Source organism: Streptomyces aculeolatus, assembly GCF_020400605.1.
In the GTDB taxonomy this organism is placed as follows: domain Bacteria; phylum Actinomycetota; class Actinomycetes; order Streptomycetales; family Streptomycetaceae; genus Streptomyces; species Streptomyces aculeolatus.
The window spans coordinates 22,639-46,288 of the sequence record NZ_JAINRD010000008.1; the positions used below are offsets into that span (position 1 = coordinate 22,639).

Consider the following 23,650-nt stretch of genomic DNA (forward strand, 5'->3'; position numbering starts at 1 on the left):
AAGATCACTCCGTACCCTGGACGTTCTGGACGTGCTGGTAGCCGAACCGGCCCTTGATACACAGGTTGCCCCGCGTGATGGGGTTGTCGTGCGGCGAGCCGACCTTGACGATCCGGTTGTCCTGCACGTGCAGCGTGAGGTTGCAGCCCACCCCGCAGTACGCGCATATCGTCGTCGTCTCCGTCTGCGCGTCCTCGTCCCACGTGCCGGCCGCGCGCATCTCGTACTCGCTCCGGAAGCTCAGCGCTCCCGTGGGACAGACCTCGATGCAGTTGCCGCAGTAGACGCAGGCCGAGTCGGGCAGCGGCCCGTCGTGCTCCACGGCGATCGTCGTGTCGAAACCCCGGCCCGCGACGGCGATGGCGAAGGTGTTCTGCCACTGGTCGCCGCAGGCGTCGACGCACTTGTAGCACATGATGCACTTGCCGTACTCGCGCACGTAGAGGTCGTTGTCCACCTTCGCGCCGCGGCCGGCCACGGTCGCCGCGTCCGGGCCGAAGCGGGCCGGCTCCGCGCCGTACTCCTCGATCCAGCCGGCGACATGCGGGGTTGTCGACAAGTCGGTCGAGGAGGCGAGGAGTTCGAGGACCAGCCTGCGGCTGTGCCGCGCGCGCTCGCTGCCCGTACGGACCTTCATGCCCGGCTCCGCGCGGCGGGAGCACGCGGGCGCGAGGGTGCGGGCGCCCTCGACCTCCACGACGCAGACGCGGCAGGCGTTCTTCGGCGTGAGCGTGTCGCCGTAGCAGAGGGTCGGGATGTCCTTGCCCGCGGCGGTGCAGGCGTCGAGGATCGTGTCGCCCTCCAGGACGTGGACGGTCTCGCCGTCGAGTTCGAACTCGACGCGGCGGCGCGGCAGGCCGAGCGGGACGCTGGTCATTCGTAGGCTCCCAGGCGGTCGATGGCGGACTCCACGGCGTTCCAGGCGGTCTGGCCGAGGCCGCAGATGGAGGCGTCCCGCATGACCTGGCCCACCTCGCGCAGCAGCGCGACGTCGGCCGCGGCGGCGGCGCCGCGCAGGTCGGCGATGCGGTGCAGGGCCTCCTCCTGCCGCACGGTGCCGACGCGGCACGGGACGCACTGGCCGCAGGACTCGTCGCGGAAGAACTCCGCGACGCGGATGAGGATGCGGGGCAGGTCGACGGTGTCGTCGAGCACGAGGACGACGCCGGAGCCGAGGGTGGCGCCGGCGGCGCGGGCGCCCTCGAAGGTCAGCGGCACGTCCAGCTCGTCGGGCCGCAGGAAGCCGCCGGCGGCGCCGCCGAGCAGGACGGCGCGCAGGCCGGGCGGGACTCCCCCGGCGAGGTCGAGGAGGTCGCGGAGGGTGGCGCCGAAGGGGACCTCGAAGACGCCGGGTCTTCCGACGGTCCCGGCGACGCAGAAGAGCTTGGTGCCGGTGGAGGACGGGGTGCCGGTGGCGGCGTAGGCGGCGGCGCCGTGTTCGAGGACGGGCAGGACGTTGACCAGGGTCTCGACGTTGTTGACGGCGGTGGGTCTGCCGAAGAGGCCCTGCTCGACGGGGAACGGGGGCTTGGTGCGCGGCTCGCCGCGGTGGCCCTCGATGGAGTTGAAGATCGCGGTCTCCTCGCCGCAGATGTACGCGCCGGCGCCGCGGCGGATCTCGATGTCGAACGCGTAGCCGTGGCCGAGGACGTCGTCGCCGAGGAGGCCGCGGGTGCGGGCGCGCTCCGCGGCGTGGGTGAGGCGGGCGAGGGCGCGGGGGTACTCGCCGCGGAGGTAGAGGTAGCCGCGGTGGGCGCCGACGGCGTAGCCGGCGATGGTCATGGCCTCGATGAGGGCGTACGGGTCGCCCTCCATGAGGACGCGGTCCTTGAAGGTGCCGGGCTCGGACTCGTCGGCGTTGCACACGAGGTAGCGGGTGCGGACGGGCTGGGAGGCGGTGGCCTGCCACTTGCGCCCGGTGGGGAAGGCGGCGCCGCCGCGGCCGAGGAGGCCGGAGTCGCTGACCTCGCGGATGACGCCGGCGGGGCCGAGGGCGAACGCGTTGCGCAGGGCGGTGTAGCCGCCGTGGGCGCGGTAGTCGTCGAGGTCGGACGGGTCGGCGGTGCCGACGCGGCGGAGGAGGACGAGCCCGGGACGCCCGGCCTGGGGGACGGCGGCGACGGGCGGGGGTTCGGGAGCGGCGCGGCCGGGGTCGCGGACGGCGAGGAGGAGCGCGTCGGGAGTGGCGGGGGCGACCACGGCGGCGGTGGGGGTGGTGCCCGCGCCCCCCTCCGGCACCTCCCCCGCCCGGATCACCAGCGCCGCCGGGGCCCGTTCGCACAGGCCCAGGCACGGGCTCTCCTGCCATACCGCGCCGCCCGCGGGGGTGCCCGCCGGGCCCAGGCGGGAGGTCAGGGACTCCGTCACGCGCTTCGAACCCCTCGCCGCGCACGCGATGTCGGTGCAGACGTGGAGCACCGTCGCCGGGCGTGGGCGGAGGGAGAACATCGCGTAGAAGGTGGCGACCCCGTACGCCTCCGCCGGGGGGACCGTCAGGCGGCGGCAGATGTAGTCCAGCGCGCCCTCGCTGAGCCAGCCCACCCGGTCGTTGACCGCGTGCAGGGCCGGGAGCAGCAGGTCCCGGCGGTCGCGGGCCTCGTGGCCGCCCTTCGCCCAGCGCAGGTCCGCCACGTCGCGCTCGCCGCCCTCCCAGCCCGTCGGGGCCGGGCCCAGCAGCTCGTCGACGGCGGCGCGTTCGGCGTCGGAGGGCTTGGCGTCGGTGTACTTCAGGTCCACGACGGCACCGCCTGCCGGTCGGCGAGCTTGTCGATGCGTACGGCCGCGGCCTTGTACTCCGCCGTGCCCGCGATCGGGCAGGTCGCCTCGATCGTCAGCTGGTTGGTGTCGACCTCGTCCGGGAAGTGCAGCGTCATGAACGCGAGACCCGGCCGCAGCCCCGCGTCGATCCACACCGGGGCGGTGACCGAGCCGCGGCGCGAGGTGACGCGGACCTCCTCGCCGTGGGCGACGCCGTAGGCAGCCGCGTCCTCCGGGGACAGCTCGATGTTCTCGCCGCGCCGCAGCGGCGAGGCGAAGCCGCTCGACTGCACACCCGTGTTGTACGAGTCGAGCCGCCGGCCGGTGGTGAGCCGCAGCGGGTAGTCGTCGTCCAGCAGGTCCACCGGCGGGGAGTGCAGGACCGGGCCGAACGCCGCGCGCATGCCGCGGCGTTCCGGGTCGGCCTCCCAGAGCCGGCCGTGCAGGTACGTCGGCTCCAGCCGGTCCTCGCTGGGGCAGGGCCACTGGATGCCCTGGTGCTCCTCGAGGCGCGCGTACGTCATGCCCGCGTGGTCCGGCGAGACCGCGCGCAGCTCGTCCCAGACCTCCTGCGCCTGGCCGTACTTCCAGTCGTGGCCCAGGCGGCGTGCCAGGTCGCAGAGGATGTCGATGTCGTCGCGCGCCTCGCCGGGCGGGCGGACGGCCTTGCGGACGCGCTGGACGCGCCGCTCGCTGTTGGTCGTGGTGCCCTCGGTCTCGCACCAGGCGGCGGAGGCGGGCAGCACGACGTCGGCGAGCAGGGCGGTCTTCGTCAGGAAGATGTCCTGGACGACGAGGTGGTCGAGGGCGCGCAGCCGCTGCACGGTGTGCTCGTTGTCGGCCTCGGACTGCGCGGGGTTCTCGCCGATGCAGTAGACCGCCTTCAGCGTGCCGCGCTCGATGCCGTCGAGCATCTCGGTGAGGTTCAGGCCGTAGCGGGGCTGGATGACGGCGTCCCAGGCGGTCTCGAAGCGCTCCCGCACGGCCGGCTGGAGGATGTCCTGGAAGCCGGGCAGCCGGTTGGGGATGGCGCCCATGTCGCCGCCGCCCTGGACGTTGTTCTGGCCGCGCAGCGGCTGCAGCCCGCTGCCGTGCCGGCCGACGTGCCCGGTGAGGAGCGCGAGGTTGATCAGGGCGCGGACGTTGTCGGTGGCGTTGTGGTGCTCGGTGATGCCGAGGGTCCAGCACAGCTGGGCGCGCTCCGCCGTGGCGTACGCGTGCGCCAGTTCGCGGATCGCCTCGGCGGGGACGCCGGTGACCTGCTCGGCGGCGGCGAGCGTCCAGGGCTCGACGGCGGCGGCGTACTCCTCGTAGCCGCTGGTGGCCCGTTCGACGAACGCGGTGTTGGCGAGGCCGGCGTGGATGATCTCGCGGGCGACGGCGTGGGCGAGCGGGATGTCGGTGCCGACGTCGAGGCCGAGCCAGCGGTCGGCCCACTCGGCGGTGCCGGTGCGGCGCGGGTCGACGGCGAACATCCGGGCGCCGCCCCGGATGCCCTTCAGCACGTGCTGGAAGAAGATCGGGTGCGCGAAGCGGGCGTTGGAGCCCCACATCACGATCAGGTCGGTCTCCTCGACCTCCGCGTACGAGGACGTGCCGCCGCCGGAGCCGAAGACGGCCGACAGGCCCGCGACGCTGGGGGCGTGGCAGGTGCGGTTGCACGAGTCGACGTTGTTGGTGCCGATGACGACGCGGGCGAACTTCTGCGCGACGTAGTTCATCTCGTTCGTGGAGCGGGCGCAGGAGAACATGCCGAAGGCGTCGGGGCCGTGCGCGTCCGTGGTCGCGGCGAAGCCGCGCGCGGCGGCGTCGAGGGCCTCCTCCCAGGTCGCACGGTGCAGCTCGCCGTCCGCGCCGCGGACGAGCGGGTGGGTGAGCCGCGGGTACTGCTTCGGGGTCCGGTTGCGGTTGCGGTCCTTCATGGGGTGCTCCTGGCGGTGTCCTGGCTGCTGGGGTCCCTCGGGCTGCGCTGCTCGGTGCTGGTGCCGCCGGTTCTCGGGGCGTTCCGGCGTTCTTCCGCCGGGGTACGCGCCGTCGTCTCGGCCAGCAGGCCCGCCACGGCCGCGATCGCGCGCACGGTCGGCACCGGGACGCCGGTCAGGCCGGCCAGTTCGACCACGGCGGCGAGCAGCACGTCGAGTTCGAGCGGCTTGCCGCGCTCCAGGTCCTGGAGCGTGGAGGTCTTGTGGTCGCCGACGCGCGCGGCGCCGTCGAGCCGCCGCTCGATGGAGATCCCGGGCCGGCTGCCGAGCCGGGCGGCGACCTCCAGGGTCTCCCGCATCATGGCCGTGACCAGCTCGCGGGTGCCGGTGTGCCCGGCGATCTCGCCCATGGTGGCGCGGGTGAGCGCGCTGATCGGGTTGAACGAGATGTTGCCGAGCAGCTTGATCCAGATGTCGTTGCGCAGGTCGGTCTCGACCGGGCACTTGAGCCCGCCGGCCACCATGGCGTCGCTGAAGTCGAGGCAGCGCGCGCTGACGGTGCCGCCGGGTTCGCCGATGGAGAAGCGGGTGCCCTCCAGGTGGCGTACGACGCCGGGGGCGGCCAGTTCGGTGGCGGCGTAGACGACGCAGCCGATGGCGCGCTCGGGCGGCAGCGTGCGGGTGACGGCGCCGCCCGGGTCGACGCTTTCGATGCGCTGTCCCGCGTACGGTCCCGGCAGGCCGTGGAAGTACCACCAGGGGATGCCGTTCTGGGCCGCGACGACCGCGGTCCCGTCGTGCAGCAGCGGGTGGACGAGCGGGCCGCTGGTGGCGTACGAGTTCGCCTTCAGCCCGAGGAAGACGTAGTCGACGGGGCCCACGGCCGCCGGGTCGTCCGTCGCCTTCGGGCGGGCGGTGAAGTCGCCGCGCGGGCTCAGCACGCTGACGCCTGCGCGGCGCATGGCGGCCAGATGGGGTCCGCGGGCGATGAGATGGACGTCGGCGCCGGCGCGGTGGAGCGCGGCTCCGACATAGGCGCCGATCGCTCCGGCGCCGACAACTGCGACTTTCACTGGCGGGCTCCCTTGCGTGCGATGCGATCGCGGGGGCTCTTTCCTAGTCGACAGAATATTGTCTACAGTATGCTTTTCACGGAGGTCAAGGGTCGTGCACCCCTTCTACGGCGGCCCGTTGGGCCGCACCGCAACCGCGGGAGGCCGCTGATGACGACGCTCGGAACCACTCCCCCGCCCCGTACCGCGCCCGCCGCCGCGCTGAGCTGGCCCGAGGCGCGCGCCGCCGCAGCGGCCGCGGCCGGCCCGCTCGCCGTCCGCGACATCCCGCTGCGCCGGGCCCACGGGCGGGCGCTCGCCCGGCCGTTGACGGCCCGCGCGCCGCTGCCGGCGTTCGACACCGCCGCGATGGACGGCTACGCGGTGGCGGGACCGGGGCCCTGGACCGTCGCCGGGCGGGTACTGGCCGGGCAGGAGCCGCCCGTGGCGCGGCTCGCGGACGGGCGGGCGCTGGAGGTCGCCACCGGCGCCCGGGTGCCCGCCGGCACCGGGGCGGTGCTGCCGTACGAGGACGCCCTGCGCACCGGCGCCTCGGTGGCCGGCGCCGTGCGGCCCGGCCGGCACGTCCGGCGGCGCGGCGAGGAGTGCCCGGCCGGCGCCGAGGTGCTGCCGCCCGGCGCCGTGCTGACCCCGGCGGCGCTGGGGCTCGCCGCGAGCCTCGGGTACGACCGCGTCGCCGTGCACCGCCGCCCCCGGGTCGCGCTCCTGGTGACCGGCGACGAACTGGTGCGCCGCGGCACCCCGCCGCCCGGCCGGGTCCGCGACGCGGTCGGCCCGCTGCTGCCCGGTGTCGTCGCCTCGGCCGGCGGCGCGGCGCAGCCCGTGACGTACCTGCCCGACGGCCGCCCCCCGCTGGCCGCCGCGCTGACCCGGGCGGCGGCCGGGGCCGACGCCGTCGCGGTGTGCGGCGCCTCGTCCCGCGGGCCGGCCGACCATCTGCGCCCGGCACTGGCGGACTTGGGCGCCGAGGTGCTCGTCGACGGGGTGGCCTGCCGGCCCGGGCATCCGCAGCTGCTTGCCCGGCTGCCCGGCGGCGGGCCGCCGGTCGTCGGCCTGCCGGGCAACCCGTACGCCGCGTTCGCCGCCTGCCTGACGCTGCTCGTACCGCTCCTGGAACGGCTGGCGGGCCGCACACCCCCGCCGCCCTGGCGCGCCCGGCTGGCCCCGGCTCCGGACGCCGCCCGCGCCGCCCGCCGCGCCCGGGCCCGGCACCCGCGCGACACCCGGCTCGTCCCGGTGGCGCTCGACGGCACCCGCGCCGTCCCCGTCGGCCACGACCGCCCCGGGCTGCTCTGGGGCGCCGCGGCGGCGGACGCCGTGGCGGTGCTGCCGCCGGGCGGCGCACCGGAGTCGGCAGCGGACGTGGACGTGGAGGTGGAGTTGCTCCGGCTGCCCCGCTGACCCCGCGCGACAAATGGTGTGAACTTCCTCACCACGGGGGCCACTCATCGTTCACACCCGCTCTCGGTAGACTGTAGACAAAAGCCAATTCACCTGTCGCCGGGGGCGGCAGAGGGTGGGGAGATCGATGCTGTCCCAGGGACTGCCCCAGGGGGCGATGCCGCGGCTGGAGCGGCCCGGCCCGCTGCGCGAGCGGGTCTACGAGGCCCTCCTAGAGCTGATCATCACGCGCACCCTCCCGCCGGGACAGCACCTGGTCGAGACCGAGCTGGCCGGCCACCTCGGCGTCTCCCGCCAGCCCGTGCGCGAGGCGCTCCAGCGGCTCAACACCGAGGGCTGGGTCGATCTGCGCCCCGCCCAGGGCGCGTTCGTGCACGAGCCGACCGACGCCGAGGCCGACCAGCTCCTCGTCGTCCGCGCGCTGCTGGAGACCGAGGCCGCCAGGCTCGCCGCCGCCAACGCCTCCGGGCAGGGCATCGCCCGGCTGGAGGAGCTGTGCGCGACCGGCGAGCGCGCCGTCGAGGCGGACGACCTGGAGGCCGTCGTCGCCGCGAACCTCGCCTTCCACGCGTACGTCATGGAGCTGGCCGGGAACGCCGTGCTGGCCGAGCTGGCCGCCCAGGTCGAGCGCCGCGTCCGCTGGTACTACACACCGGTGGCCCGGCAGCGCGGCGCCCAGTCCTGGATCGAGCACCGCGAGCTGATCGCCGCCGTGCACGACCGCGACGAGGCCCGCGCGCAGGAGGTCATGCGCGCCCACACCGAGCACACCCGACGCTCGTACCACCAGCGCCAGCACGAGGACCGGACCGGCTGAGGCCCCGGCCGGGTAGCGGTCGGCCGGGGCCTCGTCCGTGCGCCTCGTTCGTGCGGGTCCCGCTCCTTGCGGGTTCCGCTCCCGCCGGAGCGGAACCCGGGCGGCGGAACCGCCGGGTCGGGACCGGGACCCGCTAGTCCGTCTCTCTGCTGATCGGCCGCGGGTTGGGCTTGATGTCCTTCAGCCGCGGCCGGCCCGGCGGGGTGAGGAACAGCGCCATGAAGCCGGCGAAGAGGGAGATGGAGCCCGCCAGCAGGAAGGCGCCGGAGTGCCCCCACGCGCCGACGACCACGGAGCCCATGCCCGCGCCCAGACCGGAGACGAGCTTGGCGCTGTAGACCATGCCGTAGTTGGAGGCGTTGTTGTTCTCGCCGAAGTAGTCCGCGGTCAGCGCCGCGAACATCGGGAAGATCGCGCCGCCGCCGAAGCCGGAGATCGACGAGAAGATCAGGAACAGCGGCAGGTTCTTCATGTCGGCCGACCACAGGATGCCGTACTGGGACAGGCCGAGCACGATGCACACCACGATCAGGCAGCGCTTGCGGCCGTAGAGGTCGGACAGCCAGCCGATGACGCCCCGGCCGGTGCCGTTGACCACCGCTTTGAGCGACATCGCGGTCGCCACGACGCCGCCGGCGAAGCCGGCATCCTCCCCGATGTCCACCTGGAAGGCGATGCCGAAGATGTTCACGCCCGACGTGCACGCCAGGCAGAACCACATCAGCGTCACGCGGCCCGTCGCCCACGCCTCCCGAGGGGTGTACTGCTTGACCGCGGGCGGGTTCATCTTCAGCGAGCGGGCCGCCCGCGGGTCCTTCGGCGGGTTGAGCGGGTCGATGTCGGCGGGCCACCAGTTCTTCGGCGGGTCCTTGAAGAAGAACCCCGCCGTACCGACCATCAGCGCGAGGAGGAGCCCGACCGAGACCAGCACCCAGCGGAAGTTGGTCAGGTCCATGTAGCCGGTGAAGAGGAACACGAACGGCACCGAGCCGTAGGCGAAGCCGCCGTTGACGAAGCCGGTCTTGCCGCCCTTACGCTCCGGGTACCACTTGCCGACCATGTTGACGCAGGTCGCGTAGACCATGCCGGCGCCCATGCCGCTGAACATGCTGAAGCCGATGTACGCGACGACCACGTGCGGCGCGTACGCCAGTGACAGGTAGCCCAGCAGCGTGCCGGTCGCGCCCAGCATCATCGCGAAGCGGGCCGGCAGCCGGCCGGTCTCGCGCAGCTTCCCGGCCGGGAACGCGACCGCGGCCTGGAAGAACACCCAGACGGTCATCATCCAGAAGATGTGCCCGCTGGCCCAGTTGTGCGCGGTGTGGAGCGTGTCCTCGGCGGAGGCGAACGCGTACTCCGCCGAGCTGATGCCCATCATGCCCACCCACGGAAGGATCACCATCCACTTCCGCTTGCGGCCCATGATGTCGACGTCGGACTCGCCTATCCGATAGGTCCTGCCGTTTCTGTCGGTCACCTCCCGGTAGGGGAGGACCGACCGGTCTTCGGTTGTCGTCATGGGTTGCACCCCTTGTATCGAGATTCCGGTCAGCGCCCCCTGTCCTGATCTCTGCGGTGGTGCGGGTGGGTCAGGCGAGCAGCCCCGCCGCTCTCGCCCAGCGGTACTTCGCGCCCAGTACCGCGACCGGCTTCTCGGTCGTGTACGGGTACGCGACGACCCCGCGCTCGAAGAGGTACGCGCTCGCCTCCTCGACCTCCGTGTCGCCCGCGAGGGACGCCACGACAGGCTTGACGTTGCCCCTGGCCCGCTCCTCGGCCACCACGCGGGCGGCGAGTTCGGCGAAGACCATGGGCGGGGTGACGATCGTGTGCCAGTAGCCGAGGACCAGCGCGTGGATGCGCGGGTCCGTCAGGCCCAGCCGGATCGTCGCCTCGTACGTGGCCGGCGGCTCGCCGCCGGTGATGTCGATGGGGTTGCCCGCCGCGCCGAACGGCGGGATGAAGCGCATGAACGCCTCGTCCAGGTCGGCCGGGATCTCCATCAGCCGCAGCCCGTTGTCGACGACGGCGTCGGAGAGCAGCACCCCCGAGCCGCCCGCGCCGGTGATGACGACGATGTCGTCGCCCTGCGGGGTGGGCAGCACGGGCAGCGCGCGGGCGTACTCCAGCATGTCGTTCAGCCCCGGCGCACGGATCACGCCGGCCTGGCGGAGCACGTCGTCGTAGACCGCGTCGTCGCCCGCCAGCGCCCCGGTGTGGGAGCCCGCGGCCTTCGCGCCGGCGCTGGTGCGGCCGGCCTTGAGGACGACGACGGGCTTCTTCGGCACGGTGGCGCGGGCGGCCTCGACGAAGGCGCGGCCGTCCTTCAGGTCCTCCAGGTGCATCGCGATGCACGTGGTGTTGTCGTCCTCGCCGAAGTAGGTGAGCAGGTCGTCCTCGTCCACGTCGGACTTGTTGCCGAGGCCGACGATCGCGGAGACGCCGGTCCTCGTGGTCCTGGCGAAGCCGAGGATGGCCATGCCGATGCCGCCGGACTGGGAGGTCAGCGCCACGCCGCCCTTCACGTCGTACGGCGTGCAGAAGGTGGCGCAGAGGTCCTGCCAGGTGGAGTAGTAGCCGTAGATGTTGGGCCCGAGGACGCGGACGCCGTACTCGGCGGCGATGTCCGTGATCCGGCGCTGGAGTTCGTGCTCGCCGGTCTCGGCGAAGCCGGAGGGGATGAGCACGGCGTTGGGGACGCCCTTGCGGCCGACCTCCTCCAGGGCGGCCGGGACGTACGCCGCCGGGATGGCGAAGACGGCGACGTCGACCTCGCCCGGCACGTCGGCGACGGACCGGTACGCCTTGCGGCCCAGGATGTCGTCGGCCTTCGGGTTGACGGGGTGGATGTCGCCGGGGAAGCCGCCGTCGACGAGGTTGCGCATCACCGAGTTGCCGATCTTGCCGGTCTCGTTGGAGGCCCCGATGACGGCCACCGAGCGCGGCTTCATCAGCCGGTTCATCGCCGTGAGGATCTCCTCGCGGCCGAACTTCGGGCGCGCTGCGGGCTCCCCCTCGCCGAGCAGGATCCGCACGTCGGCGGCGAGCGCGCCGTCGGGGGTGGCGATCACGGGGTTGAGGTCGACCTCGGCGATCTCGGGGAAGTCCGCGGCGAGTTCGGAGACCCGGCGGATCTGGTCGGCCACCGCCCGCCGGTCGACGCTGGGCTCGCCGCGCACCCCGCGCAGCACCTCGGCGGCGCGGATGGAGTCGAGCATGCCCGCGGCCTCGTCCGCGGTCACCGGCGCCAGCCGGAAGGTGACGTCCTTCAGCACCTCGACGAGCACCCCGCCGAGGCCGAACGCGACGACCTTGCCGAACGTGGGGTCGGTGACGGCCCCGACGATGACCTCGCGGCCCGCCGGCAGCTGCTGCTGGACCTGCACGCCGTCGATCCGGGCGGCCGGGTCGTACGCGCGGGCGTTGGCGACGATCCGCCGGAACGCCGCCCGCACCGCGGGGGCGCCGTCGAGGCCGACCTCCACTCCCCCGGCGTCGGTCTTGTGCACGATGTCCGGCGAGACGATCTTCAGCACGACCGGCCCGTCGAAGCCGGCGGCCAGCGCCACGGCCTCCTCCACGTCTCCGGCCAGCCCCTCGCCGGGCACGGCGATGCCGTACGCGTCCGCGACCCGCTTCGCCTCGGGGGCGGTGAGCGCGGTGCGGCCCTCGGCGCGCACCTCCGCGAGCAGCTCGCGGACCGCGGCGGTGTCCTTGGCACCGTCCATCTCTCAGATCACTCCGTCCGTCTTCAGGCCGGCCATGTCCTCGGCGGTCAGGCCCAGTTCGCTGCCGTAGATGTCGTGGTTGTGCTCGCCGAGGAGCGGGGAGCGGCGGATGGCCGCGGGTGAGTCGGAGAGCCGCAGCGGGCTGCCGACGGTGACGTACGTGCCGCGCTCGGGGTGCTCGACCTCGACGACGATCCCGTTGTCGCGGAGGCTGGCGTCCTCGATGATCTCCTTGGTGGAGAGGATGGGGCCGCACGGGATGTTGTGCGCGTTGAGCTTCTCCAGCACCTCCCACTTGGGCAGGGTGCTCGACCACTCCTCGATGAGCTGGAACATCTTGCCGAGCTTGGGCAGCCGCGCCTCCGGCGTGGCCCACTCGGGGTCACCGGCCAGCTCGGGGCGGCCGATCAGCTCGGTGAGCGGCTGCCAGCCGACGGGCTGGACGATGACGTACACGTAGTCGTTGGGACCGCCGGGCGCGCAGCGTACGGCCCAGCCCGGCTGGCCGCCGCCGGAGGCGTTGCCGGAGCGTGGGACCTCGTCGCCGAAGTCCTCGTTGGGGTACTCGGCGAGCGGGCCGTGCGCGAGGCGCTGCTGGTCGCGGAGCTTGACCCGGCAGAGGTTGAGCACGGCGTGCTGCATGGCGACGTTGACGCGCTGGCCGCGGCCGGTGCGGGTGCGCTGGTAGAGCGCGGCGAGGATGCCGGCGACGGTGTGCACGCCGGTGCCGGAGTCGCCGATCTGCGCGCCGGTGGCCAGCGGCGGGCCCTCCTCGAAGCCGGTGGTGGCCATGGAGCCGCCCATGGCCTGCGCGACGACCTCGTACGCCTTGAAGGCCGTGTACGGGCCGTCGCCGAAGCCCTTGATGGAGGCGTAGACGAGGCGCGGGTTGATCTCCTGGATCCGCTCCCAGGTGAAGCCCATGCGGTCGACGGCGCCGGGGCCGAAGTTCTCCACCAGGACGTCGCTGCGGCGCAGCAGCTCGGTCAGCAGCTCCTTGCCGCGCGGGGTCTTGGTGTTGAGGGTGATGCTGCGCTTGTTGCCGTTGAGCATCGTGAAGTAGAGGCTGTCGACGTCCGGGAGGTCGCGCAGCTGCCTGCGGGTGATGTCGCCCGCGGGCGCCTCCAGCTTGATCACGTCGGCGCCGAGCCAGGCGAGCAGCTGGGTGGCGGAGGGCCCGGACTGGACGTGGGTCATGTCGAGGACGCGGACGCCCTGGAGGGCCTTCGTCATGGGGTCACCTCACTTGTACATGGTCTGGTTCATGGTTCCGGGGGCGTACGCGTCCGGGTCGACCCAGACGTTGACGAGCGACGGCTTGCCGGACTCGCGGGCGCGGCGCAGCGCGGGGCCGATGTCGGCGGGGTCGCGGACCTCTTCGCCGTGGCCGCCGAGCATGCGCGCGAACTCGTCGTACGGGACGTCGCCGAGGGTGTTGCCGACGCGCTCCCGCTCGACGCCGTACTTGGCGGCCTGGCCGTAGCGGATCTGGTTCATCGAGGAGTTGTTGCCGACGATGCCGACGAACGGCAGGTCGTAGCGGACGAGGGTCTCGAAGTCCCAGCCGGTGAGCGAGAAGGCGCCGTCGCCGAAGAGGGTGACGACCTCCTTGTCGGGCCTGGCCTGCTTGGCGGCGAGCACGAAGGGCACGCCGACGCCGAGGGTGCCCAGCGGCCCGGGGTCCATCCAGTGGCCGGGGCTGCGGGGCTGGACGACCTGGCCGGAGAAGGTGACGATGTCGCCGCCGTCGCCGATGTAGATGGAGTCCTCCGTAAGGAAGTCGTTGATCTCGCTGACCAGCCGGTACGGATGGATGGGCGAGGCGTCCGAGGTGAGCTGCGGCAGCCGCTTGGCGCGCGCCTTCTCCTCGACCGCGCGCAGTTCCTCCAGCCACTCCTTGCGCTTGGCCGCGCCGCCGTTGAGGCGGCCGGACGCGGCCTGCGCGGTGGCGGCGAGGACGAGTCCGGCGTCGCCGACGATGCCGAGGTCGATGTCGCGGTTCTTGCCGACGGTGCGGTAGTCGAGGTCGACCTGCACGACGGTCGCGGTCGGGGAGAGCCGCCTGCCGTAGCCCATCCGGAAGTCGAAGGGCGTGCCGACGATGACGATGAGGTCGGCCTCGGTGAAGGCGTAGCGGCGGGAGAGCTGGAAGTGGTGCGGGTCGCCGGGCGGCAGGGTGCCGCGGCCGGCGCCGTTCATGTACGCGGGCACGTTGAGGGCGCGGACGAAGTCGACGGCGGCGGCGGTGCCGCGGGTCGTCCAGACCTGGCTGCCGAGCAGCACGGCCGGCTTCTCTGCGTGCACGAGGAGGTCGGCGAGCCGCTCGACGGCCGCGGGGTCGCCGGCGCTGCGGGTGGAGGCGCGGTAGTGGCCGGCGCGGGGTATGCGCGCGGTGTCCGCGGGGACCTTGGCGTCGAGTACGTCGCGCGGGATCTCCAGGAACGAGGGCCCGGGGGCGCCGTGGTAGCACTCCCGGAAGGCCATGGAGACCATGTCCGCGACGCGCGCGGTGTGCGGGACGGTGGCGGCGAACTTGGTGATCGGCGCCATCATGTCCACGTGCGGGAGGTCCTGCAGCGAGCCCATCTTGTGCTGGGTCAGGGCCCCTTGGCCGCCGATGAGCAGCATGGGGCTCTCGGCGCGCAGGGCGTTGGCCACGCCGGTGACCGCGTCGGTGGTGCCGGGGCCCGCCGTGACGACCGCGCAGCCGGGCCTGCCGGTGAGCCGGGCGTACCCGTCGGCGGCGTGCGCGGCCACCTGTTCGTGCCGTACGTCGACGACCTCGATGCCCTCGTCGACGCAGCCGTCGTAGATGTCGATGATGTGGCCGCCGCAGAGCGTGTAGATGACCTCGACGCCCTCTGACTTGAGCGCCTTGGCCACGAGGTGGCCGCCGGAGATGTGGTCGGGGTCTCCGGGGGTGCCGGGGGTGCCGGATGTGCCGTCGGACATGGGGAGTTCAGTCCCTTCACCGGTGCGTTCGCTGTCACTCTGTACATTGCATACAGGACACGAATACTGTATGCAGACGGTTATCCCGCATCGGTGAGTCGATGTCCAGGGGGCGTGCACCGGAAATCTCCAAGTCGGCTGCGACCAAGGGAAGGTGCCCTTGAGATGGATCTGTTCGAGTACCAGGCGCGGGAGTTGTTCCGCCGGCACGGCGTCCCCGTGCCCGACGCGGCGGTGGCCTCCGACCCGGCGGGCGTCCGGGCGGCGGCCCGGGTGCTGGGGGGCGGGACGGTGGTCAAGGCCCAGGTGAAGACGGGTGGCAGGGGCAAGGCGGGCGGAGTGCGGCTCGCCGCCGACCCCGCGGCGGCCGAGGCCGCGGCGCGGGACATCCTCGGCATGGACGTCAAGGGCCACCGGGTGGGCAGGGTGATGGTCGCGAAGACCGCCGACGTCGCCCGGGAGTTCTACGTCGCGTACCTGCTGGACCGCGCCGCGGGCACGTTCCTGGCGATGGCCTCGGCCGAGGGCGGCATGGACGTCGAGGAGGTCGCGGCGTTGCGGCCCGAGGCGCTGGCCCGGATCCCGGTGGACCCCGGGGAGGGCGTCACCGAGGCCGTGGCGCGGCGGATCGCCGCCGCGGGCGGGCTGCCCGCGGCGGCCGTGCCCGTGCTGGTGGCGCTCTGGGAGGTGTGCACGGCCGAGGACGCGCTGCTGGTCGAGGTCAACCCGCTGGTCACGACCGCCGACGGCGCCGTCCTGGCGCTGGACGGCAAGGTGACGCTGGACGACGGCGCCCGCTTCCGGCACCCGGAGCACGCGGCGTACGACGAGCCGGAGGAGGGCGGCTCGCTGGAGGCCGCCGCCCGTGCGAAGGGTCTCAACTACGTCAAGCTCGACGGCCGGGTGGGCATCGTCGGCAACGGCGCGGGGCTCGTCATGTCGACCCTCGACGTGGTCGCCAGGAACGGCGCCGCGCCCGCCAACTTCCTCGACATCGGCGGCGGCGCCTCCGCGGACGTCATGGCCGACGGCCTCGGCGTGATCCTCGCCGACCCGGACGTGGCGTCCGTCTTCGTCAACGTCTTCGGCGGCATCACCGCCTGCGACGCGGTCGCCGACGGCATCGTGCAGGCGCTGGAGCGGATCGAGCTGACCCGGCCGCTGGTGGTCCGGCTCGACGGCAACAGCGCCGAGCGCGGCCGGCGGATCCTCGCCGCCGCCGGGCACCCCCTGGTCACCCAACTGGACACGATGGACGGCGCCGCCGCGCGGGCCGCGTCCGTCCCGGCAAGGAGCTGATCCGCATGGCAGTCTTCCTCACCGCGGCGAGCAAGGTCGTGGTCCAGGGCATGACCGGCGCCGAGGGCCGCAGGCACACCCGGCGGATGCTGGCGTCCGGCACCGCCGTCGTCGGCGGCGTCAACCCGCGCAAGGCGGGCACGAGTCTGGCGTTCGACGGCCGGGAGGTCCCGGTCCACGGCTCCGTCAAGGAGGCCGTCGCCGCCACCGGCGCGGACGTCTCGGTCGTCTTCGTACCGCCGCCGTACGTCAAGGACGCCGTCGGCGAGGCGGTCGACGCCGGGCTCGGGCTGGTCGTCGTCATCACCGAGGGCGTCCCCGTCCACGACACCGTCGCCTTCCGGGCCCGCGCCGAGGCCGCGGGCGTACGGCTCGTCGGCCCCAACTGTCCCGGGCTGATCTCCCCAGGCCTGTCCAACGCGGGCATCATCCCCGCCGACATCACGGGGCCCGGCCGGATCGGGCTGGTGTCGAAGTCCGGCACGCTCACCTACCAGCTGATGTACGAGCTGCGCGACCTCGGCTTCTCCACCTGCGTCGGCATCGGCGGCGACCCGGTCGTCGGCACCACCCACATCGACTGCCTGCGCGCCTTCGAGGCCGACCCGGAGACCGAACTCGTCGTGATGATCGGCGAGATCGGCGGCGACGCCGAGGAGCGGGCCGCCGACTTCATCAAGGCCAACGTGACCAAGCCGGTCGTCGGCTACGTCGCCGGCTTCACCGCCCCCGAGGGCAGGACCATGGGCCACGCCGGCGCCATCGTCTCCGGCTCGACGGGCACGGCCCAGGCGAAGAAGGAAGCGCTGGAGGCCGCGGGCGTGAAGGTCGGCACCACCCCGTCGGAGACGGCGCGGCTGGCCCGCGAGGCCCTCGGGTGACCGGCACCGAGGACCTCCTCGCCCGGCGGCGGGGCGCGGCGGCCCGCGTCCCCCTCGATCCGGGCGCCAGGTCGCCGGCCAGCGGGGTCGCCGTACTCGCCTGCATGGACGCCCGGCTGGGCGTGGAGGCCATGTTCGCGCTGCGGCCGGGCGACGCCCACGTCATCCGCAACGCGGGCGGCTGCGTCACCCCCGACGCACTCGACTCCCTGCGGCTGAGCCAACTGCGCGGCGGCACCCGCGAGGTGGTGCTCGTGCACCACGAGGACTGCGCGGCGCTCGACGACCCGGCCGGCGACCTCGTGCGCTGCCTCGAACTGCTCGCGGAGAGCCCCCGGCTGCCCCACAGGGACGTGGTGCGCGGCTTCCTCTACACGCGCGGCGGCGAACTGCGCGAAGTCCGCCCCCGACGAGCGGAGACACCCTCGTGACCCTCATCCTCAAGCCCGGCACGGCCTGGCCGGACGCCTGGGCGCGCTGCCGCGCGGCGGCGCCCGAGGCGTTCGGCGACGAGCGCGTGCTGAACCTGTGGAACGGCGTCTGGACGGCCGACGGCCGCCCGCTGCCGGCCACGTCGCCGGTGGACGGCACCCCGATCGCCGGACCGCCCCGGCTGGACGCGGCCACCGCGCACGCCGCGGTACGCACCGCTCTGGACGCGCACCGGAGCTGGCGGCACGTGCGGCTCGCGGAGCGCAAGGCGCGGGTGTCGGCGGCGCTGGACGCCATCGAGGAGCACCGCGACCTGCTCGCGCTGCTCCTCGTCTGGGAGATCGGCAAGCCCTGGCGGCTGGCCACGGCCGACGTGGACCGCGCCGTGGACGGCGTGCGCTGGTACGTCGGGGAGATCGACGGCATGCTCGCCGGCCGCACTCCCCTGCCGGGGCCGGTGAGCAACATCGCGAGCTGGAACTACCCGATGAGCGTGCTGATGCACGCCATGCTCGTCAGCACCCTGGCGGGCAACGCGGCGATCGCCAAGACCCCGAGCGACGGCGGGGTGGCGTGCCTGACCCTGGCCTGCGCGCTCGCGGTACGCGCGGGCCTGCCGCTGACGCTGGTCTCGGGCGGCGGCGGCGAGCTGTCCGGGGCGCTGGTGCGGGCACCGGAGCTGGGCTGCGTGTCCTTCGTCGGCGGGCGCGACACCGGCGGCCGGGTGGCCGCCGCGCTGGCCGGCCTGGACAAGCCGCACGTGCTGGAGCAGGAGGGGCTGAACTGCTGGGGGGTGTGGAACTACTCGGACTGGCCGGCGCTCACCGCACAGGTGCGCAGGACCTTCGACTACGCCAAGCAGCGCTGCACCGCCTACCCCCGGTTCGTCGTCCAGCGCGCCGCCTTCGCCGACTTCCTGGCGGCGTACCTGCCGGCGGTCGCCTCCGTGCGCGTCGGCCACCCGCTGGCCGTGGCCCGGCCCGGCGACCCGCTGCCGGAGCTGGACTTCGGGCCGCTGATCAACGCCGCCAAGGCCAAGGAGCTGGCGGACCTCGTGGCGCACGCGGTGGACCGGGGCGCGGTGCCGCTCCACCGGGGGCGGCTCGCGGACGCGCACCTGCTGCCGGGCCAGGACACCTCCGCGTATCTCGCGCCGGTGACCCTGCTCGACCCGCCGGCCGCCTCGCCGCTGCACCACGCGGAGCCGTTCGGCCCGGTCGACTCGATCGTGCCGGTGGACACCGAGGCGGAGCTGCTGGCGGCGATGAACGCCTCCAACGGCGCTCTGGTCGCCACCCTCTCCTGCGACGACCCCGAGTTCTACGACCGGGTGGCGCCGCAGATACGGGCGTTCAAGACCGGCCGCAACGCGCCGCGTTCGCGCGGGGACCGGGCCGAGCTGTTCGGCGGCGCCGGCGCCTCGTGGCGCGGCGCGTTCGTCGGCGGGCACCTTCTGGTGCACGCGTTCAGCGAGGGCGCGGCGGCCGAACGGCCGCCGGGCAACTTCCCCGATTATCAGCTCATGCCCTGATGAACGCGCGTAACACGGATTGAACGGCTCATCACAGGCGCGCAGTTGCAACTTGGCATGGACATGGGTTTCAGGGGGCAGGGTGTGGTTACCACTCGGTACAACCTCACCCCCAGGGGGTTCCATGAGAACTGCCCGGCCCTTGCGGCTCCTGCTGGGCTTCCTCGTCGCCACCACCGTGGCGCTGCTCGGCAGCGTGCCGGCCCATGCCGGTGAACCCGCGAACGCCGCCGCCGCCGAGAACTACGTCGCGCTCGGCGACTCCTACGCCTCCGGCGTGGGCGCCGGCTCGTACGACTCCGGCAGCGGCGACTGCAAGCGCAGCAACAACGCCTACCCGGTGCTGTGGAAGAACGCGCACGCCCCGGCGTCCTTCTCCTTCACCGCCTGCTCCGGCGCCCGTACGGGCGACGTCATCAACAACCAGCTCGGCCCGCTCAACTCCTCCACCTCCCTCGTTTCCATCAGCATCGGCGGCAACGACGCGGGCTTCGCCGATGCCATGACCACCTGTGTGCTCCAGGGCGAGTCGGCCTGTATCAACCGCATCAACCAGGCGCGCACCTATATCTCAGGCACCCTGCCCGGACGGCTGGACGCGGCGTACGACGCGATCTCCGCCCGCGCTCCCAACGCGCAGGTCGTCGTGCTCGGCTACCCGCGGATGTACAAGCTCAACGGCGGCTGCATCTTCGGCCTCAGCGAGCGCTCCCGGACCGCCATCAACGGCGCCTCGGACCTGCTGAGCGACGTCACCGCCAAGCGCGCGGCCGACCACGGCTTCGCGTACGGCGACGTCCGGCCGACGTTCTCCGGGCACGAGATCTGCTCGGACAGCGAGTGGCTGCACAGCGTCACCTTCCCCATCGGTGACTCGTACCACCCGACGGCGGCCGGCCAGTCCGGCGGCTACTACCCCGTGTTCAACGCCCTGGGCTGACCGCCCCTGGCACCGCGGAGAGCACCTCGCGGGCGGCCGCCACCGCGGCCGCCCGCTCCGCCGCGACCAGCCCCAGCCGGGTGCGCCGGTCCAGCAGGTCGCCCTCGTCGAGGGCGCCTTCGTGGCGTACGGCCCAGGCCAGCTCGGCGCCGGTGACCGGGTACCCCGGGACGACCGGCGCGGCGAGCGCCGGCTCGGCGGCGGCCAGCGCCTGCACCGCCGGCGCCTCCGTCCCGTAGCGCTGCACCAGCCGGCGCGGCGCGTCGAGCCCGGCCAGTTCCGCCGCGGGCGCGGCGCCGACGAGCGGCAGCCGGGCGGTGCGGCAGGGACCCGCCGTCAGCCCCGCACCGGCCACGGCCGAGTCGACGGCGTCCTCGGCCATCCGCCGGTACGTCGTCAACTTGCCGCCGACGACGGTGACCACGCCGTCCGGCGAGGTGAGGACCGCGTGCCGGCGGGAGAGGTCTGCGGTGCTGCCGCCGCTCTCCAGCAGCGGGCGCAGCCCGGCGAACGCGCCGACGACGTCCGACCTGCGCACCGGCACGTCGAGCGCGGAGTCCAGGACGTCCAGCAGGAAGCCCACGTCCGTCTCCGGCGCCGCCGGCACGTCCGGCACCTCGCCGTCGACCGGCTCGTCGGTCAGCCCCACGTACACCCGGCCGTCGTCCTGCGGCAGCACCAGCGCGAACCGGCCGGTCGCCCCGGGGATCGGGATGTGCACCCCGGCCCCGCCGGGCTGGCGCCCCATCCCCAGCGCCTCGGCGCGCAGCACCAGGTGCGTACCGCGCGACGGGCGCAGCCGCACGCCGGGCACCAGCGAACCGGCCCACACCCCGGCCGCGTTGACCACCGCGCGGGCCCGGATTCGCAGCCCCTCCCCCGTCGTCCCGTCGCGGACGACCGCGCCGGAGCCGGTCAGCTCCACCGCCCGCACCCGGGTCAGCACCCGGGCGCCGTACCCCGCGGCCGTCCGCGCCACGGCCGTCACCAGCCGGGCGTCGTCGGACAGCTGCCCGTCCCAGGACAGCAGCCCGCCGCGCAGCCCGTACCGCCGCAGTCCGGGCACGAGTTGGCCGGTCTCCACCGCGGAGAGCCGGCGGGGCGCGGGCAGCGCGGCGCGCGAGGTGCGCGCGGCGGCGCGCAGCAGGTCGCCGGAGCGCAGCCCGGCCCAGGCGACGGCGGCCTGGGCGCGGGAGGTCAGCGGGGTGAGCGGGATGACGAACGGCTGGGCGTGCACGAGGTGCGGCGCGATGCGCTCCAGCAGCGCGCCGCGCTCCACCGCGCACTCGCGGGCGATGCCGACCTGCCCCGAGGCCAGGTAGCGCAGCCCGCCGTGGATGAGCTTGCTGCTCCAGCGCGACGTGCCGAACGCCAGGTCGTGCGCGTCGATCGCGGCGACGGAGAGCCCGCGCGCGGCGGCGTCCAGCGCGACCCCGGCGCCGGTGGCGCCGAGCCCGACGACCAGCAGGTCGACCCGCTCGCCGGCGGCCAGCCCGGCCAGCTCGCGGGCGCGGCGGGGGGCGTTGAGGGAGAAGTCCCGGGGGGCGCGTCCGGTGTCCTGCACGGTCATGGCGAGAGCATCCTCTCCAGCACCCCGCGCAGCTCGCGCTCGAACGCGGCGGTGCCGAGGTCGGGGTCGTCCTCGTCGGTCATGGTGCGCATCGAGAAGGTGAAGGACTGCACGACGAGCAGCGCGGCCCTGGCCTGCCGCACCGCGTGCCCCTCGCGCACGGAGCCGTCGGCGTGCCCCTTGCGCACGTCGTCGGCGATCAGGTCAAGCAGGACGTCCTGGCTGGCGCCGCGGCGGTCGAGCATGTACGGCAGCAGCAGTTCGGGGTCCACGTCGAGGATCTTGCGGAAGAGCGGGTGCGCGCGGAGCGCGCGCGAGCCCTCCGTGAGCCCCGCGACGAGCGTCTCGCGCGCGTTCGCCGCGCCGTCCGCGGCGGGGAGCGCCCCGCGCGCGACGTCGATCCACTCGCGCGTCATGAGATCGCCGACCAGCGACTGCACGTCGGGCCAGCGGCGGTACAGCGTCATCCGCGACACGCCCGCGCGGCGGGCCACGTCCGTGAGCGTGGTGCGGCGCACGCCCACGGCCAGGACGCAGTCCCGCAGCGCGTCGAGCGCGAGGTCGTCCAGCGAGGGCTTGTGACGTTTCGACTTCACCTGTCACAGTGTAACGAGGATGGCGGCGGAGGAAACCCCTCCGGCCGGGGTGCACCCGTACGGGAGGTTCGCGTTGGACATGCGGTGGAACGGGTGGGGCGACCCCGCGCAGGCGGCGCCGCTCCCCGACGGCGTCCGCGACCTGCTGCGCGACCTGCTGGGGGTGCGCCCGGCGGACACGCCGCCGGCGGCCCTCGCGGACCTCGGCGTGCCGGCGCCGCGGCTCGGCGCGGACGTCCTCGACGCGCTCGCGCGGGCGGCGGGCGGCGCGGAGCACGTGCGCACCGACGCGGCGAGCCGGGTGCGGCACACCCGCGGCAAGTCCACGCCCGACCTGCTGCGCATCCGCGCCGGCGAGGTCGCGGACGCGCCTGACGCGGTGGTGCTGCCGGGCGGACACGACGAGGTGCTGGCGGTGCTGCGGGCCTGCGCCGAGCGGCGGGTGGCGGTGGTGCCGTTCGGCGGCGGCACGTCGGTGACGGGCGGCCTCGCGCCGTACGCGGACGGAAGCGGCTTCTCCGGTGTGGTGGCCCTCGACCTGCGGCGCCTGGACCGGCTGACGGCGCTCGACGAGGTCGCCCGCACCGCGGACCTCGACGCCGGGCTGCGCGCGCCGGAGGCCGAACGGCTGCTCGGCGAGCGGGGGTTCACCCTCGGGCACTTCCCCCAGTCGTTCGAGTGGGCGACGATCGGCGGCTTCGCCGCGACGCGCGGCAGCGGGCAGGCGTCCGCGGGCTACGGGCGGTTCGACGAGATGGTCGTCGGCCTGACGGTGGCGACGCCGGCGGGCCCGATGCGGCTGGGCCGGGCGCCGCGCTCGGCGGCGGGGCCGGATCTGCGGCAGCTGGTGCTGGGGTCCGAGGGCGCGTTCGGGGTGATCACCTCGGTGACCGTACGGGTGCGGCCGCTGCCGCAGGTGCGGGCGTACGAGGGCTGGCGGTTCGGCTCCTTCGAGCAGGGCGCGGCGGCGCTGCGCGCGCTGGCGCAGGACGGGCCGCTGCCGACGGTGCTGCGGCTGTCCGACGAGACCGAGACGATGGTGGGCCTGGCCCGCCCCGAGGACATCGGCGCGGCGGGCGGGGCCCGGTCCGGCGGGTGCCTCGTCGTCACCGGCTACGAGGGCGCGGCGGGCGAGGCGGCGGACCGCCGCGCCGGTGCACGGGTCGCCCTGCGGGCGGCGGGCGGGGAGCTGCTGGGCGAGGAGCCGGGCGCGGCCTGGGCCGAGGGCCGCTACCGGGCCCCGTACCTGCGCGACGCCCTGCTGGACGCCGGTGCCTTCGCGGAGACGCTGGAGACCGCGGGCTTCTGGCCGGCGCTGCCCCGGCTGTACGAGGCGGTGCGCGGGGCGCTGACGGAGACGCTGACGGCGGCCGGGACGCCGCCACTGGTGATGTGCCACATCTCGCACGTGTACGAGACGGGCGCGTCGCTGTACTTCACGGTGGTCGGCGCCCGCGGCGACGACCCGCTGGGTGCGTGGGAGCGCGCCAAGCGGGCGGCGAGCGACGCGATCCTGGAGTGCGGCGGCACGATCACGCACCACCACGGCGTGGGCACCGACCACCGCCCGTGGTACGCCCGGGAGATCGGCCCGCTGGGCGTGGCGGCGCTGCGGGCGGTCAAGTCGACGCTGGACCCGGCGGGCATCCTCAACCCGGGGGTGCTGCTGCCGCGGGCGGACGAGTGAGCGGGGCGCCGGGCCCCCGGGCCCGCCCCGGGGGCGCCACGTTGCGCCGCCCTCCCCCGGACCC

18 protein-coding genes are annotated in these 23,650 nt (G+C 74.2%); 8 read left to right on the top strand and 10 right to left on the bottom strand.

Going from position 1 to position 23,650, the window contains the following annotated elements:
* Positions 1–4: 4 nt before the first annotated feature.
* The 4 genes from LG396_RS15845 to LG396_RS15860 are packed head-to-tail and all read right to left on the bottom strand — an operon-like array spanning position 5 to position 5,752.
* On the bottom strand, positions 5–877 hold the full coding sequence (locus tag LG396_RS15845; RefSeq protein ID WP_225795269.1) for a 2Fe-2S iron-sulfur cluster-binding protein: 873 nt from the start codon (positions 875–877) through the stop codon (positions 5–7).
* Positions 874–2,736 (bottom strand): NAD(P)H-dependent oxidoreductase subunit E, encoded by a 1,863-nt coding sequence (locus tag LG396_RS15850; RefSeq protein ID WP_225795270.1) that lies wholly within the window; start codon positions 2,734–2,736, stop codon positions 874–876. The genes LG396_RS15845 and LG396_RS15850 overlap by 4 nt, the downstream gene beginning before the upstream one ends.
* The gene (locus LG396_RS15855) at positions 2,727–4,679 is read right to left on the bottom strand and encodes a molybdopterin oxidoreductase family protein (RefSeq protein ID WP_225795271.1); all 1,953 of its coding nucleotides are present in this window, start codon (positions 4,677–4,679) and stop codon (positions 2,727–2,729) included. The genes LG396_RS15850 and LG396_RS15855 overlap by 10 nt, the downstream gene beginning before the upstream one ends.
* Entirely contained in the window at positions 4,676–5,752 is a 1,077-nt protein-coding gene (locus LG396_RS15860) for a 2-dehydropantoate 2-reductase (RefSeq protein WP_225795272.1), read from the bottom strand. The genes LG396_RS15855 and LG396_RS15860 overlap by 4 nt, the downstream gene beginning before the upstream one ends.
* Before the next feature lie 150 nt (positions 5,753–5,902).
* Between LG396_RS15860 and LG396_RS15865 the strand changes: the two genes are divergently transcribed.
* Together LG396_RS15865 and LG396_RS15870 are read left to right on the top strand one after the other, a co-directional pair.
* Entirely contained in the window at positions 5,903–7,153 is a 1,251-nt protein-coding gene (locus tag LG396_RS15865; protein ID WP_225795273.1) for a molybdopterin molybdotransferase MoeA, read from the top strand.
* A gap of 127 nt (positions 7,154–7,280) precedes the next feature.
* The gene (locus tag LG396_RS15870; RefSeq protein WP_018836657.1) at positions 7,281–7,970 is read left to right on the top strand and encodes a GntR family transcriptional regulator; all 690 of its coding nucleotides are present in this window, start codon (positions 7,281–7,283) and stop codon (positions 7,968–7,970) included.
* Between the two features lie 133 nt (positions 7,971–8,103).
* On the opposite strand, the gene LG396_RS15875 is transcribed toward LG396_RS15870, so the two are convergent.
* From LG396_RS15875 to LG396_RS15890, 4 genes are all read right to left on the bottom strand, one after another.
* On the bottom strand, positions 8,104–9,489 hold the full coding sequence (locus LG396_RS15875; protein ID WP_225795274.1) for an OFA family MFS transporter: 1,386 nt from the start codon (positions 9,487–9,489) through the stop codon (positions 8,104–8,106).
* 70 nt (positions 9,490–9,559) lie between these two features.
* The gene (locus tag LG396_RS15880; RefSeq protein ID WP_225795275.1) at positions 9,560–11,698 is read right to left on the bottom strand and encodes an acetate--CoA ligase family protein; all 2,139 of its coding nucleotides are present in this window, start codon (positions 11,696–11,698) and stop codon (positions 9,560–9,562) included.
* 3 nt (positions 11,699–11,701) lie between these two features.
* The gene (gene frc / locus LG396_RS15885; protein ID WP_018843055.1) at positions 11,702–12,931 is read right to left on the bottom strand and encodes a formyl-CoA transferase; all 1,230 of its coding nucleotides are present in this window, start codon (positions 12,929–12,931) and stop codon (positions 11,702–11,704) included.
* A 9-nt stretch (positions 12,932–12,940) separates the two neighbouring features.
* Positions 12,941–14,650, bottom strand: a complete 1,710-nt coding sequence (locus LG396_RS15890; protein WP_225795276.1) for a thiamine pyrophosphate-binding protein — start codon at positions 14,648–14,650, stop codon at positions 12,941–12,943.
* 165 nt (positions 14,651–14,815) lie between these two features.
* On the opposite strand from LG396_RS15890, the gene sucC reads away from it, so the two are divergent.
* The 5 genes from sucC to LG396_RS15915 all read left to right on the top strand — a co-directional run bounded on the left by sucC (position 14,816) and on the right by LG396_RS15915 (position 19,733).
* Positions 14,816–15,949, top strand: a complete 1,134-nt coding sequence (gene sucC, locus LG396_RS15895; protein ID WP_225795277.1) for an ADP-forming succinate--CoA ligase subunit beta — start codon at positions 14,816–14,818, stop codon at positions 15,947–15,949.
* 5 nt (positions 15,950–15,954) lie between these two features.
* Positions 15,955–16,830: a succinate--CoA ligase subunit alpha gene (gene sucD, locus LG396_RS15900; RefSeq protein ID WP_225795278.1), complete on the top strand. Its 876-nt coding sequence runs from the start codon at positions 15,955–15,957 to the stop codon at positions 16,828–16,830.
* Complete coding sequence (locus LG396_RS15905) at positions 16,827–17,261, top strand: carbonic anhydrase (RefSeq protein ID WP_225795279.1); 435 nt, start codon at positions 16,827–16,829, stop codon at positions 17,259–17,261. The genes sucD and LG396_RS15905 overlap by 4 nt, the downstream gene beginning before the upstream one ends.
* Positions 17,258–18,793, top strand: coding sequence for an aldehyde dehydrogenase family protein (locus tag LG396_RS15910; protein ID WP_225795280.1), 1,536 nt, complete (start codon positions 17,258–17,260; stop codon positions 18,791–18,793). Before LG396_RS15905 ends, LG396_RS15910 begins: the two co-directional genes overlap by 4 nt.
* Before the next feature lie 124 nt (positions 18,794–18,917).
* The gene (locus LG396_RS15915) at positions 18,918–19,733 is read left to right on the top strand and encodes an SGNH/GDSL hydrolase family protein (RefSeq protein ID WP_225795281.1); all 816 of its coding nucleotides are present in this window, start codon (positions 18,918–18,920) and stop codon (positions 19,731–19,733) included.
* Here LG396_RS15915 and LG396_RS15920 read toward each other — a convergent pair.
* Together LG396_RS15920 and LG396_RS15925 are read right to left on the bottom strand one after the other, a co-directional pair.
* Positions 19,717–21,303 carry a glycerol-3-phosphate dehydrogenase/oxidase gene (locus LG396_RS15920; protein ID WP_225795282.1) on the bottom strand — a complete coding sequence of 529 codons (1,587 nt, stop codon included), beginning with the start codon at positions 21,301–21,303 and terminating at the stop codon, positions 19,717–19,719. The two genes, LG396_RS15915 and LG396_RS15920, sit on opposite strands and share 17 nt — an antisense overlap.
* Positions 21,300–21,899: a TetR/AcrR family transcriptional regulator gene (locus LG396_RS15925; protein ID WP_018836668.1), complete on the bottom strand. Its 600-nt coding sequence runs from the start codon at positions 21,897–21,899 to the stop codon at positions 21,300–21,302. The genes LG396_RS15920 and LG396_RS15925 overlap by 4 nt, the downstream gene beginning before the upstream one ends.
* Before the next feature lie 79 nt (positions 21,900–21,978).
* On the opposite strand from LG396_RS15925, the gene LG396_RS15930 reads away from it, so the two are divergent.
* Positions 21,979–23,586, top strand: a complete 1,608-nt coding sequence (locus LG396_RS15930) for an FAD-binding oxidoreductase (protein ID WP_225795283.1) — start codon at positions 21,979–21,981, stop codon at positions 23,584–23,586.
* The last annotated feature ends 64 nt before the right edge of the window (positions 23,587–23,650 follow it).